Source organism: Streptomyces sp. NPDC048606, from assembly GCF_040650855.1.
GTDB lineage: Bacteria > Actinomycetota > Actinomycetes > Streptomycetales > Streptomycetaceae > Streptomyces.
Window position 1 is genome coordinate 45,491 of the sequence record NZ_JBEZIB010000028.1, and the last position, 14,625, is coordinate 60,115.

General features: G+C 73.1%; 13 protein-coding genes. 7 read left to right on the plus strand and 6 right to left on the minus strand.

Going from position 1 to position 14,625, the window contains the following annotated elements; translation table 11 throughout:
- Positions 1 to 44 precede the first annotated feature (44 nt).
- Entirely contained in the window at positions 45 to 1,463 is a 1,419-nt protein-coding gene (locus AB0D01_RS27205; protein WP_363059813.1) for a cation:dicarboxylase symporter family transporter, read from the plus strand.
- 410 nt (positions 1,464 to 1,873) lie between these two features.
- Positions 1,874 to 3,643, plus strand: coding sequence for a S8 family serine peptidase (locus AB0D01_RS27210; RefSeq protein ID WP_363059815.1), 1,770 nt, complete (start codon positions 1,874 to 1,876; stop codon positions 3,641 to 3,643).
- Positions 3,644 to 3,703: 60 nt separating this feature from the next.
- On the opposite strand, the gene AB0D01_RS27215 is transcribed toward AB0D01_RS27210, so the two are convergent.
- The 3 genes from AB0D01_RS27215 to AB0D01_RS27225 all read right to left on the minus strand — a co-directional run bounded on the left by AB0D01_RS27215 (position 3,704) and on the right by AB0D01_RS27225 (position 6,850).
- Positions 3,704 to 4,414, minus strand: coding sequence for a (2Fe-2S)-binding protein (locus tag AB0D01_RS27215; RefSeq protein ID WP_363059686.1), 711 nt, complete (start codon positions 4,412 to 4,414; stop codon positions 3,704 to 3,706).
- A 57-nt stretch (positions 4,415 to 4,471) separates the two neighbouring features.
- Entirely contained in the window at positions 4,472 to 5,533 is a 1,062-nt protein-coding gene (locus AB0D01_RS27220; RefSeq protein WP_363059688.1) for a hypothetical protein, read from the minus strand.
- 69 nt (positions 5,534 to 5,602) lie between these two features.
- A complete protein-coding gene (locus tag AB0D01_RS27225; protein ID WP_363059690.1) occupies positions 5,603 to 6,850 on the minus strand; it encodes a PTS transporter subunit EIIC in 1,248 nt (415 codons plus the stop codon).
- Positions 6,851 to 7,029: 179 nt separating this feature from the next.
- On the opposite strand from AB0D01_RS27225, the gene AB0D01_RS27230 reads away from it, so the two are divergent.
- The 3 genes from AB0D01_RS27230 (at position 7,030) to AB0D01_RS27240 (ending at position 10,832) form a co-directional block, all read left to right on the plus strand.
- Complete coding sequence (locus AB0D01_RS27230; protein ID WP_363059692.1) at positions 7,030 to 7,794, plus strand: GntR family transcriptional regulator; 765 nt, start codon at positions 7,030 to 7,032, stop codon at positions 7,792 to 7,794.
- Between the two features lie 651 nt (positions 7,795 to 8,445).
- The gene (locus AB0D01_RS27235) at positions 8,446 to 9,132 is read left to right on the plus strand and encodes a GNAT family protein (protein ID WP_363059694.1); all 687 of its coding nucleotides are present in this window, start codon (positions 8,446 to 8,448) and stop codon (positions 9,130 to 9,132) included.
- A 728-nt stretch (positions 9,133 to 9,860) separates the two neighbouring features.
- Positions 9,861 to 10,832, plus strand: a complete 972-nt coding sequence (locus tag AB0D01_RS27240) for an alpha/beta hydrolase-fold protein (RefSeq protein ID WP_363059817.1) — start codon at positions 9,861 to 9,863, stop codon at positions 10,830 to 10,832.
- On the opposite strand, the gene AB0D01_RS27245 is transcribed toward AB0D01_RS27240, so the two are convergent.
- Positions 10,801 to 12,282, minus strand: a complete 1,482-nt coding sequence (locus tag AB0D01_RS27245; RefSeq protein WP_363059696.1) for a carboxylesterase family protein — start codon at positions 12,280 to 12,282, stop codon at positions 10,801 to 10,803. The two genes, AB0D01_RS27240 and AB0D01_RS27245, sit on opposite strands and share 32 nt — an antisense overlap.
- 138 nt (positions 12,283 to 12,420) lie before the next feature.
- Here AB0D01_RS27245 and AB0D01_RS27250 point away from each other — a divergent pair, with 138 nt between their 5' ends.
- Together AB0D01_RS27250 and AB0D01_RS27255 are read left to right on the plus strand one after the other, a co-directional pair.
- Positions 12,421 to 12,759, plus strand: a complete 339-nt coding sequence (locus AB0D01_RS27250) for a hypothetical protein (protein ID WP_363059698.1) — start codon at positions 12,421 to 12,423, stop codon at positions 12,757 to 12,759.
- Positions 12,760 to 12,854: 95 nt separating this feature from the next.
- Entirely contained in the window at positions 12,855 to 13,136 is a 282-nt protein-coding gene (locus AB0D01_RS27255) for a chaplin (protein WP_363059700.1), read from the plus strand.
- 124 nt (positions 13,137 to 13,260) lie between these two features.
- On the opposite strand, the gene AB0D01_RS27260 is transcribed toward AB0D01_RS27255, so the two are convergent.
- Together AB0D01_RS27260 and AB0D01_RS27265 are read right to left on the minus strand one after the other, a co-directional pair.
- On the minus strand, positions 13,261 to 14,127 hold the full coding sequence (locus AB0D01_RS27260) for a tyrosinase family protein (protein WP_363059702.1): 867 nt from the start codon (positions 14,125 to 14,127) through the stop codon (positions 13,261 to 13,263).
- A gap of 58 nt (positions 14,128 to 14,185) precedes the next feature.
- Entirely contained in the window at positions 14,186 to 14,557 is a 372-nt protein-coding gene (locus tag AB0D01_RS27265) for a tyrosinase family oxidase copper chaperone (RefSeq protein ID WP_363059704.1), read from the minus strand.
- Between the last annotated feature and the right edge of the window lie 68 nt (positions 14,558 to 14,625).

Sequence of the window (14,625 nt, forward strand, 5' to 3'; positions counted from 1 at the left end):
TGAACTCAATGAACGCAAGGGTGACCGGGGTCACAGGGTGGGCGATGGTCTCCCGGAACGCAATCACAGACCGGGAGGCGCACGTGGCCGCCAGACGCGACAGAACCCACTACCTCTACATCGCGGTGATCGCCGCGGTGGTGCTCGGCATCGTCGTGGGCTTCGCCGCGCCGGGCGTGGCCGTGGAGCTCAAACCCTTGGGCACCGGCTTCGTCAACCTCATCAAGATGATGATCTCCCCGGTGATCTTCTGCACGATCGTGCTGGGCATCGGATCGGTGCGCAAGGCCGCCAAGGTCGGTGCCGTGGGCGGGCTGGCCCTCGGGTACTTCATGGTGATGTCCACGGTGGCCCTGGCCATCGGACTGCTGGTGGGCAACCTGCTGGAACCCGGCAGCGGGCTGCACCTGACCGAGGCCGCGCGGCACGCCGGCGAGGCGCAGGCCAAGGCGGGCGGGGCGCAGAGCACCCCGGAGTTCCTGCTGGGGATCATCCCGACCACGTTGGTGTCGGCCTTCACCGGCGGCCAGGTGCTCCAGACGCTGCTCGTCGCGCTGCTGTGCGGGTTCGCGCTCCAGGCCATGGGCACGGCCGGCGAGCCGGTGCTGCGCGGGATCGGGCACGTGCAGCGGCTGGTCTTCCGCGTGCTGGCGATGATCATGTGGGCCGCGCCGGTGGGCGCGTTCGGAGCGATCGCGGCGGTGGTCGGCGCGACCGGCGTCGACGCGCTCAAGTCCCTCGCCGTCATCATGATCGGCTTCTACGCGACCTGCGTGCTGTTCGTCTTCGTGGTGCTGGGCGCGCTGCTGAGGCTGTGCACCGGGATCAACGTGTTCACCCTGCTGCGCTACCTCGGCCGGGAGTTCCTGCTGATCCTGTCGACCTCCTCCTCCGAGTCGGCCCTGCCGCGCCTGATCGCGAAGATGGAGCACCTGGGCGTCTCGCGGCCGGTCACCGGCATCACCGTGCCGACCGGATACTCCTTCAACCTGGACGGCACGGCCATCTACCTCACGATGTCCTCGCTGTTCGTCGCCGAGGCGATGGGCAAGCCGCTGGCCCTGGGCGAGCAGGTCTCGCTGCTGCTGTTCATGATCGTGGCCTCCAAGGGCGCGGCCGGCGTCACCGGCGCGGGCCTGGCCACCCTGGCGGGCGGACTCCAGACGCACCGGCCCGAACTGGTCGACGGGGTCGGCCTGATCGTGGGCATCGACCGGTTCATGAGCGAGGCGCGGGCCCTGACCAACTTCGCGGGCAACGCCGTCGCCACCGTCCTGATCGGGACGTGGACCAAGGAGTTCGACCGGGAGCGGGCCGCCGAAGTCCTCGCCGGCCGGCTGCCGTTCGACGAGGCGACGCTGGTGGACGACGGACACGCCGCGCCGGCCGAACCGGGCGCGGACCCCGCCCCCGTACCCGCGCCGTCGACCGCCACCAAGGACAAGGACGGGGTGCCGGCCTAGGCGGCGCCTTCCCCCACAGCCGCCGGCCGGGCAGGGCTCGCCCCCACGGTGCCCCGTCCGGCCGGTCCCGACCCGGCGTCGACCCTCCTCGCGACGCCGCGGCCACGGGCGGCGAACGCCGCGCCCCGCCCCTCCCGGGCCGGCGGCGCGGCGTTCCCGTACCCGCGGCCGAGAGACGGGCAAGTCCGACGAAGGCGGCGGAACGATTCACCCCGCTTACCGAGGGGCGGTTTTCGGCCACCGGGTCCATAAGTCGTCCGGTCCAAAAGGTACTTCCCTCCGGGGCCGGACGTCTGACATCTTGCGTCCACCACTCGTTTCGTACGACCCGGTAGGTGCCACCAGCCCCCACCGGGTCAACGGAGGACGCATTGATACCCCACATATCCAGCCGCCCCCGACGTGCCCTGGTGCTGGCCGCCGCTCTCGGCGCCGCCCTGACCCTCGGGGCGCCCACCGCCCTCGCGGGCACCGATCCCGTCTCTCCCGCTTCCCCCTCGGCCGCCGCTCCCGCGGCCGCCCCGCAGGCCGCTGCCGCGACGTCCCAGAGTGCGACCTGGGCCGCCGGCACCCGCGCCTACCTCGTGATCACCGCCGCCGGTGACAGCTCGGCCGTACGGTCCGCCGTCACCGCCAACGGCGGTACGGTCTTCTCGTACTTCGACCAGATCGGCGTGATCGTCGCCCACTCCACCTCGGCCTCCTTCGCCGCCACCATGCGCGGCGTCAGCGGGGTCCAGCAGGTGGGCGCCACCCGTACCTCGGACGTACCGGCCGACGCCTACAACCCGGCGCTGCCCGCCAACCCGGCGCAGTCCACCACCCCGGCGGGCGAGCCCGTCCGTACCGACATGAGCCAGATCAAGGCGGACCAGGCCTGGGCCGTCACCACCGGCTCCGCCTCCGTCAAGGTCGGCATCCTCGACACCGGTGTGGACGACCAGCACCAGGACCTGGCGCCGAACTTCAACGCGGCGGACTCCGCGTCCTGCGCGTACGGCAAGCCCGACACCCGCACCGGTGCCTGGCGCGACGTCGGCACCCACGGCACGCACGTGGCCGGTACGGTCGCCGCCGCCAAGAACGGCAAGGGCGCCATCGGCGTGGCCCCGGGCGTGAAGATCTCCTCGGTGCGCATCGCCGAGCCGGGCTCCTCGCTCTTCTTCGCCGAGAACACCGTCTGCGGGTTCGTCTGGGCCGGTGACCACGGCTTCAAGGTCACCAACAACAGCTACTACACGGACCCGTGGCAGTTCAACTGCCCGGACAACGCCGACCAGGCCGCGATCATCGAGGGCGTCAAGCGCGCCCAGGAGTACGCCGAGCGCAAGGGCTCGCTCCAGGTCGCGGCGGCCGGCAACTCCAACCTGGACCTGGCCAACAAGACGACCGACACCGAGAGCCCGAACGACTCGACGCCGGTCACCCGCACCATCACCAACGCCTGCCTCGACATCCCGACCGAGCTGCCGGGCGTCGTCACGGTCGCGGCCAACGGCTCGGGCGTCTCCAAGGCCTCCTTCTCCAACTACGGTCGCGGCGTCATCGACATCGCCGCCCCGGGCAGCGACATCTACTCCACCCTCCCGGGCGGCAAGTACGGCACCATGAGCGGCACCTCCATGGCCAGCCCGCACGTGGCCGGCGTGGCCGCGCTGCTCGTGAGCGCCAACCCCGGCATCACCCCGGCGCAGCTGCGCGACAAGCTGGCCGTCCAGGCCAACGACGTGCCCTGCCCGTCGGACAGCCGGTGCACCGGGACCGCCGCGAACAACGGCTTCTTCGGTGAGGGCCAGGTCGACGCCCTGAAGGCGGTGGGCGGCTCCACCCCGCCTCCCGGCAAGTACTTCGAGAACCTCGGTGACGTCGCCATCGGCGACAACACCACCGTGGAGAGCCCCCTCACCGTCAGCGGTGTGACGGGCAACGCGCCGGCGACCCTGAAGGTGGGCGTGAACATCGTCCACACCTACATCGGTGACCTGAAGGTCGACCTCATCGCCCCGGACGGTTCCGTCTACACGGTCCACAACCGTGCCGGCGGCAGCGCCGACAACATCAACACCACCTACACCGTCAACGCCTCCTCCGAGGTGGCGAACGGCACGTGGAAGCTGCGCGTGAACGACAACGCGGGCGGCGACACCGGCAAGATCGACTCCTGGAACCTGACCTTCTAGGACGTGCCCTCCGAGGGGCCCGCGGGGAACGGTCCACCGTTCCCCGCGGGCCCCTCTCGGCTATCCCCTGCTGCGCAGGACGCAGTCCCCGCAGAAGCCGCCGCCCGGCACCCGGTAGTAGAGGCAACAGCTGCGCCGTACGAAGGCCACCCCGAGCCCCTCCTCGTGGACGAAGGTGCCGGTGCCGGCCAACGCCCCGCCCTCGGCCAGCAGTTCACCCGCCAGGGCCACGGCCCGCCCGCCGGGGACCCGGTCGAGCAACACGCGCAGGGCCCCGACCAGCCCGGAGGCCGCGTTGCCGCGCAGCACCTTGGCGGACACCCCGGGGTCGGCGCGCAACCGGGCCTCCAGCACCGCCAGGTTCCCGAGGACGGTGTCCCCGAGCGCCTCGGCGGGCAGCCCCTCGCCGGGGTCGGGGAGCCACAGTTCCATCGAGCCCGACCGGGGCAGCCGCCACCGGACGCGGTCGGGGGCCAGGTCCGGCACCCGGTCCGCCAGGGCCGCGCACCCCAGGCCGAGGGACCACAGCCGCGCCGCGATCCCGAACTGGGCGGTGGAGGCGGCCACCCGGTCGGGTCCGCCGCCGATGCGCCGACCCACCTCGGCGACCCAGGGGGCGAGTTCCTCGCCGTAGAGCACGTCGAGCGGCCGGAAGCCCGGGCCGGGCTCCCTGGGCCCGTACGCGACGGTGAAGAAGCCCCCGACGGCGCCCAGTCGGGCCAGCGCCCCTGCCACGTCGGGCTTCGGCGCCCGACCTCCCGCGAAGTCCATACGGGGATGATCCCAGGCGGTCGCCGCCGCCCGGCCGGGGGGCCGGGTGGCGGCCGGTCAGGGGGCGGCAGCGGGGGTGGGGGCCGCGGGTTCGAAGTCGGCGAGGTCGAGGCCACCCAGCTTGGTGTCCTGGTTGGCGAACACGAACGACTCGATCGGCACGTTCCGCTCGACGCTGAGCCGGGCCACCAGTTCCTGGAGGACCACCGTCTCCAGGACCACCCGGACGGCGTCGGCGCAGCGCGGCAGGCGCACCGTGTACAGGTTCTCCGCGAGGTCCACGTCCGCGGTGGTGATCAGGAGCGTGAGGTGGCCGGCGCCGGCGAGGGAGCGGGCGAGGTCGAGCTCGCGCCCGTCGCCGTAGACCAGGTGGAGGGTGTCGCCCGCGGATTCCATCTCCCCGTGCAGGTAGTTGCGGGTGGCGGAGTGGGCGCCGGTCATCCGGACCACCTCGCGCAGCAGCAGCGCGCCCTCCTCGGCGGAGGCCCGGGAGGCGCCGGCGGCCACCCCGTCGGAGGCGACGCAGCGGGCGCCCCGCTCGGCGAGGGCGGCGACGACCTCGACGGCCTGCCGGTGGACGGCGGCGGTGTGCCGCTCGATGTCCGCCCAGGGGTCCCCGGCGCGGCCGGCGAGCACGCCCGCGATCAGGTCGAGGGCGACGACGGTGCCGGTGTAGCCGATGGTGGAGGCGTAGGAGTCGGGCTCGTTGCCGAGGTCGACGGTGAGGTCGGCGAGGTCGCCGAGCGGTGACGGCACGACGTTCAGCAGCGCGACCTTGGCGATGTCGTCCCCGGCCGCCCGGAAGGCGGCCAGGGTCTCGGAGCTGCGGCCGCCCTGGGAGACGCCGATCAGGCAGTCGGTGTCGAAGCCGCGGGTGCCGTTCTCGATCTCGCTGGACAGCACGCGCTGGGTGACGATCCCGGCCGCGCGCAGCTGTTCGACGGGGACGGCGAGAGCGGCGTACGAGGCCCCGATGCCGGTGAACAGCGGGCGGCGGGCGGCGCGCAGCGCGGCGGCCCCGGGGGAGGCGAGCCGTTCGCGGACGCGCTCGGCGATCCGGGCGAGGGCCGCGCCCTGGCCGGCCTGGCCTTCGAGGAAGGTGATGCGGGATGCGGACACGACAGTGCTCCTGGCTCTGGGAAGAGGAAGGGGAAGTGCAGCGGGGCGGGGCCGGGAAGGCCGCGGGACTCAGGCGGAGGGCGGGGGCGTCCCGTCCGGGTCGCGTTCGCGCCCCGGTGTCGGGAGGTCGAACCGGACGATCGCGAAGCGGAAGATCACGTAGTAGAGCGCGGCGAAGGCCAGGCCGATGGGGATGAGCAGCAGCGGCTTGGTGGCGATGCCGAAGTTGACCACGTAGTCGATGGCTCCGGAGGAGAAGCCGAAGCCGTCGCGGATGCCGAGGGCGTAGCACAGGGCCATCGAGGCGCCGAAGAGGAGGGCGTGGACGGCGTAGAGGACGGGGGCCACGAACATGAAGGCGAATTCGATGGGCTCGGTGACGCCGGTGACGAAGGAGGTCAGGGCGACGGAGATCATCATGCCCTTGACCATCACGCGGTTCTCGGGGCGGGCGGTGTGCGCGATGGCCAGGGCGGCGGCGGGCAGGGCGAACATGTAGATCGGGAAGCCGCCGGTCATGAACTGTCCGGCCGTGGGGTCGCCGGCCAGGAAGCGGGCGATGTCGCCGTGGACCTCCACGCCGGTGGCCGGGTTGACGTAGGAGCCGGCCTCGAACCAGGGGAACACCGAGAAGAAGTGGTGCATGCCGACCGGGATGAGGGCGCGGACGACGAGGCCGAAGAGGCCGGCGCCCCAGGCTCCGGTGCCGACGAGCCATTCACCGAAGTGGAAGAACCAGGTTCCGACCGTCGGCCAGACCACTCCGAAGACCACGCCCATGCCCACGCCGGCGAAGGCGCTGAGGATGGGGACCAGCCGGCGCCCGCCGAAGAAGCCGAGCCAGTCGGGCAGCTTCGTGCGGCTGAAGCGCTGGTAGAGGAGCGCGGCGACCAGGCCCATCACGATGCCGCCGAAGACCTTCGCGTCGAGGGGCTCCCCGTCGACGCCCTTGGGGAAGGCGGGACTGGCGAGCACGGCCGTGAAGACGAGGTGACCGACGACGGCGGCCAGGGCGGTGGAACCGTCCGCCTTCTTCGCGAAGCCGATCGCGACGCCGATCGCGAAGAGCAGCGGCAGGTGGGTGAAGACGGTCTGCCCGGCGGCGGCGAGCACGAGGGCGAGCCGCCGCACGAGTTCCGGGAATTCCTCCCGGCCCAGCAGGTCGGCGCCGCCGAGGCGGGTGAGCAGGGCGGCGGCGGGCAGGGTGGCCACCGGCAGCATCAGGCTCCGGCCGATGCGCTGCATGAACGGCATGATCCGGGCCGGCCTGCGGCCTGGGGTCGGCGCCGTGACGGGCGGGGCGGTGGCCGTACTCATCGGTGGTGCTCCTCGTCGAGCGGGGGGTGGGGACGCTCCCGAACGTAGTGAGTGGTCCGTTCGTGGTCAACGGTGGTATTGGGTGGTCTACCCCGGGTCGGGCCAACCGGTGTCCAAGGTCCCGGCAGGCCGGGACTTCCGCCCCGAACCAAGTGGTAGCCAGTGGTATGGTCCGTTCCATGACCGACGAAGCCACCGCCCCCGACCCCGTCACCGCCGACGGGGTCGCCCCCCTGTGGTCCCGGGCCGCCGACCGGATCCGCGAGGAGATCGCCCGGCGCGGGCTGTCCGAGGGGAGCCGGCTGCCGCCCGAACGCGAGCTGTGCACGCGGCTCGACGTCTCCCGCGTCACCCTGCGCCGGGCGCTCGCGCACCTCGTGGAGCAGGGCCTGGTCACCGCCTCCCACGGGCGCGGCTGGTTCGTCGCGGCCCCGACCGCGCCCACCCCCGCCCGGGACTGGCCCAAGGACCTGGAGTCCTTCACCGCCACCGCCCGCCGCAAGCACATGCGGCCCGGCTCGCTGGTGCTGCGCCACGACACCGTCACGGCGTCCCTGGACGACGCGGACCGCCTCGGGGTCCCGGCCGGCACCCCGCTGACGCGCCTGGAGCGGGTCCGGCTGCTGAACGACGTACGCATCGCGCTCGACCGGACCCTGATCGTCGCCGCCCTGGCGCCCGACCTGTCCCGGACGGACTTCCGCGAGGCCTCCCTCTTCGACGAACTCCGGCGCTGGGGCGTCGCGCCGGAGTACGCCGAGGCCACCATCGAGGCGCGGACGGCCGACGAGACCCTCGCCGGGCACCTCGCGATCGCCCCGGGAGCGCCCGTCCTCGTCCTCGACCAGACCGTGTACACCCGCGACCGGCGCCCGTTGCTGCTGTCGACGGTGGAGTACGGCGGCGACCGCTACCGGCTGCGCACCACCCTCCAGACAGCCTGACACGGCACGGCCGCGCCCCCGGGCGCCGATGGGCACCCGGGGGCCCGACGAAAGGCCCCGCCGCGACCGGTCGGGAGACCCTCCGACGCCCGCCGACGCCCGCCGCTCGCCCCGTCGATCGCCTCGTCGGCGCAGGCGCTCCGCACCCTCTCGCGGGGCCCCTCCGGACCCGCTCCCCACCCGGGTGGCGCAACCGGATCACGGGCGCGGTCGAGCGGCCTGCGGACACTCCACCGACGACCGCCTGTTCGATTCCCGGCTACTCCGGCGGGGCGACCGCTTCATCCATCGGGACGGACGGCGGGTCCTCTCCTTGATCGACCGGACCGTCTCCGCATCATCGCAGGTCAGAGGCCATGATCCAAGGTCCGGAGGCGGCCCGGACGGCGGTCCGGGGCACCCGCGTCGAGCGGTTCGACGGGCGTGCGTGGACCAGGATGACGAGTGTCTCCCCGCGTGGAGGGAACGCGTCGAAAAACGTAACCGCGCCATTGCCGAATTGGGGGTTCATGAGAGGAGATTAAGGAGCTACATTGAGCCACTCGCGTTCACCTGACAGCCCGTTGCCTTTCACTCGCGTTTTGCGCGGGGGGCGACGTCAGGAGCGCAGACTGTGCAACCACCCCACCGCCCAGAAGGACCGAAGGCTCCGTGCCCGTACCCGTACTCCTCGCCGGCCGCTCCGTGCGGCTCGAGCCCCTCGCCCCCCACCACACCGAGGCCCTGGCCGTGGCCGGGGCCGAGGATCGTACGACTTACGCCTTCACACCCGTTCCGCACGGGTTGCAGGCGTCCCACGAGTACATCGACCGCGCCCTCTCCGATCAGGCCGCGGGTCGTTCGCTGGCGTTCGCCGTGGTCAGAGCTTCTGACGGGCGGGTCGTCGGTTCGACCCGGTTCCTGGATCTCGACTACTGGCAGGGTCCGCTGGTGTGGCCCGCCGTGCCCGGCGTCCCCTTCGGGGATCCGGCGACCGCCATCCCCGACGCCGCCGAGATCGGGAACACCTGGCTGTCCCCGAGCGCCCAGGGCACCGGGATCAACACCGAGGCCAAGCTGCTCATGCTCCGCCACGCCTTCGAGACCTGGGGCGTACGCCGCATCTCGTTGCGCGCGGACGCCCGCAACGGCCGCTCCAGGGCCGCGATGGAACGTCTCGGCTTCACCTGCGAAGGGGTCCGCCGGGCCCATTCCAGAGGGCTGGACGGAGCGGTGCGCAGCACGGCCTTCTACTCGGTGCTCGACGAGGAGTGGCCCACCGTGCGCTCCCTCATCGAACTGCGCCTCTCGGCCGCCGCGCCCCGCAGGCGGCGACGCAAGACGCTGATCCCGGCGTAACGGTCCTGCGGCCCCCCACCAGGCCCTCCACCGACCCCCCGCCCCGGTCCTGCCCGGCGCCCCTGGCGCCCGGCCAGGAGGACCGGGGCGGGGGGTCGCGGGCCGGGGAGACGGTCGCGGGCGGTGCGGCGCGGACCGCCGTTCGGCGCTCGGGTCATGGGCTCCCCTACGAGATCCCAAGAGAAGGAAAAATTGGGAACCCGAAGGGCGTTTCGTTCATCATTCGAACGGAAGCAGTCCACACGCCCGACGGGGCGGCAACAGCCGGAGAGCCACCGCACATGTCTCACTCACCCGAAGGGCAGTACCAGCCGCCGCGCCGGCCGGAAGGGCAGTACCCTCAGCAGCCGCCCCACGGCCGCCCGCAGGACCGACCGTCCGGACCGGCGCAGGGGCGACCCCCCTACGCGCCGCAGGGCCAGCCGCCGCCCCCGCCGCCGGGCCCCTACGGCCGGCAGCCGCAGCAGGCCCCGCCGCCGTACGGACAGCCGCCCCGCCCGCCGCAGTCGGACTCCTACCGGGAGCAGCGCGGTGAGCAGGCCACGCAGCAGCAGCCGCTCTTCGACCCGCGGGAGCACGAGCAGTACCGGCCCCACGACGCGCAGCAGCAGCCGTACGAGCCCTACGACCCGTACGGGCAGGAGCCGCCGCGCCGCAAGTCCAAGGTCAAGCGTTGGCTCATAGCCGGCGGCACCGTGCTGGCCCTGGCGGGCGCCGCCGCGCTCGTGATGAACCACTTCGAGATACCGCCGTTCACCGACAAGGGCAAGGCCGTGTCCTTCGGCAAGACGCCCGACGGCAAGGGCGGCGCGGCCAAGTCCGCGCCCAACTCGAAGATGCTCATGCCGACCGGCCCGCAGGCCGACTTCAAGAATTCGATGACCCTGAACGACGGCACCCACGTGGCCGTCACCACGATCACCGGCAAGAAGTCCGGCTTCACCGGCAAGGTCTGGGTGTGGGCCCCCAAGGAGTACAACGACCCGAAGTTCGCCAAGAGCGGCTTCCCGGTCATGATCGCCCTGCCGGGCGGCGCGGGCTTCCCCAACAACTACTGGATGGGCACCGACCTCGGTCTCCAGACCAGCATCAGCAAGTGGTACGCCGAGGGCAAGAGCAAGCCCTTCATCCTCGCCATGCCCGTACTGAACCCGGCCCCCGACGACAAGGGCGTCTACTGGGACGGCTCGGACATCCCCGGCCAGCCCAAGATGGGCACCTGGCTCACCGAGGACGTCCCCGACCTGATGCGGGAGAACTTCCGCACCGTCAAGTCCCGTGACGGCTGGGCCTTCATGGGCTCCTCCACGGGCGGGTTCGCGGGTCTGAAGGCCGTGCTGAAGCACCCGGACAAGTTCAAGGCCGTGATCGCCTCCGGCCCGGACATCGTCCCGGACTCCTCCCTGTGGAAGGGCCACGAGAAGGAGAAGGCCGAGAACAACCCCGAGCTGCTGGCCAAGCAACTCATCGACAAGAAGGGCCCGGACGTCTACCTGGCCTTCCAGGTCGGTGACAACGAGAACAACAAGAAGACGCTCCCGGACGTGCAGAAGTTCGTCCAGACCTTCACCAAGGGCCCGGTCCACACCAGCCTGCGCGTGATCCCGGGCGGCCAGCACAACGCCAAGACCTACGTGCCGAACATGGGTGAGGGGCCCATCCAGTTCATCAGCCAGGTGATGGAAGGCCCCGTCGAGTAGGAAGCGGCGTCCCCGCCTGCGACCGCCGCCCCGGTCCCCCCTCGTGCCCCGGCCCGCCGAACGCCTTCGGCGGGCCGGCGCCGTCCCAGGGGGCCCAACCCGGGTCGCCGTCCACGGCGAAGGCCACCCAGGCCGCGTGCATCTCGTCGGCGAGCCACTGCGGGGCGTCGGGTCCGGCGAGCCAGGACGCCTCGGGCACCCGGAGGGTGTCGAAGACGAAGCCCAACTCCAGGGCGTGGCAGGCCCCGAGACCCGGTACGCCGCTGGGCCACCGGAACTCGTAGAGGTGGCTCGGCGCCGACCGCGGGGCTCCCGCGAGCCGGCGCAGCGGGTCGCGCAACAGCCGGTCGGTGATCAGGTGTCCGGCGAGGTCCGCCGGTCCGGCGTCGGGCAGGGCGGCCCGCAGGTCCCGTACGGCGGCCCGGTCCTTGCCGCTGCGGGCGCGGGCCAGCTCCACGGTCAGCGGGCCGAGCCGGTCCATGGTCCGCATCCCGCCGGTGGGCGCGAGCCACAGCCGGTACTCCTCGGAGGTCCAGCCGACCAGCAGCGGCACCCGGGACCGCGCGGCCGCCCGCAGCGGGTCGACGGGCAGCGTGTCGGGGTCTTCGACCAGGCCGAAGGCGGCCGTGCCGAGCAGCGGGGAGGACCGGCGCAGCACCGCCGCCTGGGCGGTGAGCAGCGCCCCGGTGCCGGCGGCGGCGAAGGCGGTGGCGGTGGCGGGTACCTTGAGCAGGGCGGCCATCCTGCGGACCATGGCCCGCACCCCCCGGCGGGGCAGCGCCTCGGGGGCGCCGCTCTGCAGGACGGCCCGGTGGAAGAGGCCGGCGGCGCGGGGGGCGGCCAGGAGGGCGCCGACGCTGATCGCTCCGGCGGACTCGCCGAAGACGGTGACCCGCCCGGGGTCCCCGCCGAAGGCCGCGATGTTGTCGCGGACCCATTCGAGGGCGGCGATCTGGTCGAGCAGGCCCCGGTTGGCGGGCGCGTCGGGGAAGAGGCCGTAGCCGAGGATGCCGAGCCGGAAGTTGATCGAGACGAGCACGACGCCGTCGCGGGCGAAGGCCGCGCCGTCGTAGACGGGGACGGCGGAGGAGCCCCGGGTGTGGGCGCCGCCGTGGATCCACACCATGACGGGCCGGCGGGCCCCGGGGTCCGGGGCGGGGGTCCACACGTTGAGGTTCAGGCAGTCGTCGCCCTCGACCACCGGGTCGGGCAGCAGCGCGGCGAAGGTCGGCGGATAGGGCACCTTGGGCGCGGTGGGCCCGAAGGCGCCCGCGTCGCGTACGTCGTCCCGGGCGGCCGGGGGCGCGGGCGCCGCGAAGAGGCGGGCGCCGACCGGCGCGGCGGCGTAGGGGATGCCCCGGAAGACGGCGCTCCCGTCGGCGCCCCACCGGCCTTCGACCGTGCCGTACCGGGTGTCGACCCGGGGGCGGTCGCCGCCCGCTGCGCTCATGCCTGTGCTCCTGGATCCGGTGCCGGTCGTACGGGGCGGGGCGGCCGCGCGCGGCCGGCGCCTCCCCGGCACGTTCGCACAGCCGTGCCGGGGGTGACAAGGCGTGACCCCCTCGGGGGCGGGCCGGGTTGGACCGGCATGCGAGCCACTCTCTTCTCCCGCCCCGTACCGCGCGCGCTGCGGGGCCTGTCCGTCCTGCTGCTGGCGGCCGGCGCCGTCGGCGCCGCGGGCCCCGCCCCGGCCGGCGGGCCGGCGTTCCAGTACGTCGGCCAGGACGACCGGGTCCACGGGGTGACCTCCCCGAAGGGCTGCGTCGAGGCCGAGGGCGGCGGTACCCGTGCCGTCACCAACAAGACCCGGGCCACGGCCACCTTCCACCGCGAGCCGCGCTGCGCGGGCCCGGCCGTGGCGCGGCTGGCGCCGGGGTCGGTCGCGCAGGTGCGGCCGTACTTCGCCTCGATCCGATTCACCGGGTAGGCGCACGGGCCGTGACCACTCGGCGGTCCCCGCGTTGTATGCCATGTCGAACGCCGCAGAAGAGTGCGGCGCCCACGTCTCAGGAGGAGATCTTGATGTCGCGTATCGCGAAGGCATTCGTCATCACCGCTGCCGCCGGTAGCGCCCTGGCGGCCGGTGCGGGTCTGGCGGCTGCCGATGCCGGAGCGCACGGTGCGGCGGTCGGCTCCCCCGGTGTCCTGTCCGGCAACCTGGTCCAGGTTCCGGTCCACGTCCCGGTCAACGTCTGCGGCAACACCGTGAACGTGATCGGCCTGCTGAACCCCGCGTTCGGCAACACCTGCGTGAACGCCTCGGGCCACGGCGGCGACCACCACACCGAGGGCTACGGCGGCTGATCGACCGCACGCCTGCGGGCACGAGGCCCCCGCCCTGTGGCGGGGGCCTTTCCGCGTGCCCGTTCCCGCGTGCCCATGGGCCCCGGGCGGACCCGAGGACCGGTGGGGCCGGGGGGACCGGGGGCTACGCCTCGTAGCGGTAGACGCCCTGGTGTCCGAGCATCTCGCGCGGGGTGACGTCCCACGGGGGCATCGGCTCGTCGAGGGCGATCACCCGGCCGCGCTGGAGGTCTCCGTAGGCCAGGGGCGCGGCGGGCAGGTAGCCGGAGTCGGGGTGCCGTTGCTGCCAGCGGTCCCAGAGCAGGTCGACGAAGGCGTGGTGCAGCCAGAAGGCCGGGTCGTTGGGGGCGGTGCCGCCCGTCATGTGGCCGCCGATCCACTGGTGGACCTTGTTGTGGTTGCGCCAGCGTTCGCTCTTGGGCGCGGCCCAGCCCTCCAACCGGTTGCGGAAGCCCCCGGCCGTGGCGGTGGAGTCCCAGGGCGAGACGTCGTAGACCGGGTCGTCGAGGGCCCACTGGAGTTCGGCGGCGGTGGGCAGGGCGATGGGGTTGGCGGGCCGGCCCAGGTTGCGGGTGAGGAAGCGGGCCTCCGAGACGCCCACGGTGATCGTCCAGTTGCCGGTGTCGTGGGCGAAGGGGCCGGTCATGACCTTGCGGTCGCTCGCCCGGCCGGTGCCGCCGAGGAAGTCCTCGGCCCACAGGGAGGAGACCGGGCTCTGGTCGGCGGTCCAGTCCCAGTAGGGGATGGACACCCCGGGGTCGACGGCCCGCAGCAGCTTCTCGAACTCCAGCAGGTAGCGCCGGTGCCAGGGGAAGAACGACGGGGACATGTGGCCCACGCGCAGTTTGCGGTCCCGGTCGGGGACGAAGTACCTGTCGTGGGTGCGCACGAAGGCGTCGTACGTGCCGTCGCGCTTGAGTGCGAGGACGGCCGCCGTGAAGCGCTTCTTCTGGGCGCTGGTCAGGTTCCGCTGGTTCTGCCGGGTGTACAAGGCGGGGCTCCTCCCGTGCGGGCCCGCCGGCCGGCCTCCCGGCCGGTCGGCCGGTCCGTCAGCCGTGGTGGGGGGCCGCGAGGGCCAGCTGTGTGGTGCCGAGTTCGTCGACGGCGGCGCGGGCCAGCTCCATGGGGGTCGCGTAGGACTCGAAGTGGTTGATCCCGCTGAGGTAGCTGCCGTCGGCGCGGCGCATGACGTGCAGGGGACGGCCGTCGATGCGGACCGCCGCGGTCGCGAGGTCGACGCTGATGTGCCGGCCCCGGTAGCTCTCCTCGGCGAGCGGGGCCGGGGTGAGCGTCTGCCGGGGCCGCCGGGCCCGCAGGACGGGGCCCAGGGTCGCGGCCGTGCCGGCGAGCACGGCCGCGGTGAAGGCCGCCCGCAGGACCGCGCGACGGGTCGGTGGTGCGACGACGGATGCGGTGCGCATACGGTCTCCCTCGCTCGATTGGTCCGCGCTACGGGGTCTAACGCGGGGTACGGGGCGAGGTCACCTCC

Bases quoted from the DNA above. Each gene is read 5' to 3' on its own strand.
- AB0D01_RS27240 (WP_363059817.1), top strand. From the start codon at position 9,861: ATGAACCACTTCGAGATACCGCCGTTCACCGACAAGGGCAAGGCCGTG.
- AB0D01_RS27215 (WP_363059686.1), bottom strand. From the start codon at position 4,414: ATGGACTTCGCGGGAGGTCGGGCGCCGAAGCCCGACGTGGCAGGGGCG.
- AB0D01_RS27230 (WP_363059692.1), top strand. From the start codon at position 7,030: ATGACCGACGAAGCCACCGCCCCCGACCCCGTCACCGCCGACGGGGTC.
- AB0D01_RS27205 (WP_363059813.1), top strand. From the start codon at position 45: ATGGTCTCCCGGAACGCAATCACAGACCGGGAGGCGCACGTGGCCGCC.
- AB0D01_RS27250 (WP_363059698.1), top strand. From the start codon at position 12,421: ATGCGAGCCACTCTCTTCTCCCGCCCCGTACCGCGCGCGCTGCGGGGC.
- AB0D01_RS27255 (WP_363059700.1), top strand. From the start codon at position 12,855: ATGTCGCGTATCGCGAAGGCATTCGTCATCACCGCTGCCGCCGGTAGC.
- AB0D01_RS27225 (WP_363059690.1), bottom strand. From the start codon at position 6,850: ATGAGTACGGCCACCGCCCCGCCCGTCACGGCGCCGACCCCAGGCCGC.
- AB0D01_RS27265 (WP_363059704.1), bottom strand. From the start codon at position 14,557: ATGCGCACCGCATCCGTCGTCGCACCACCGACCCGTCGCGCGGTCCTG.
- AB0D01_RS27245 (WP_363059696.1), bottom strand. From the start codon at position 12,282: ATGAGCGCAGCGGGCGGCGACCGCCCCCGGGTCGACACCCGGTACGGC.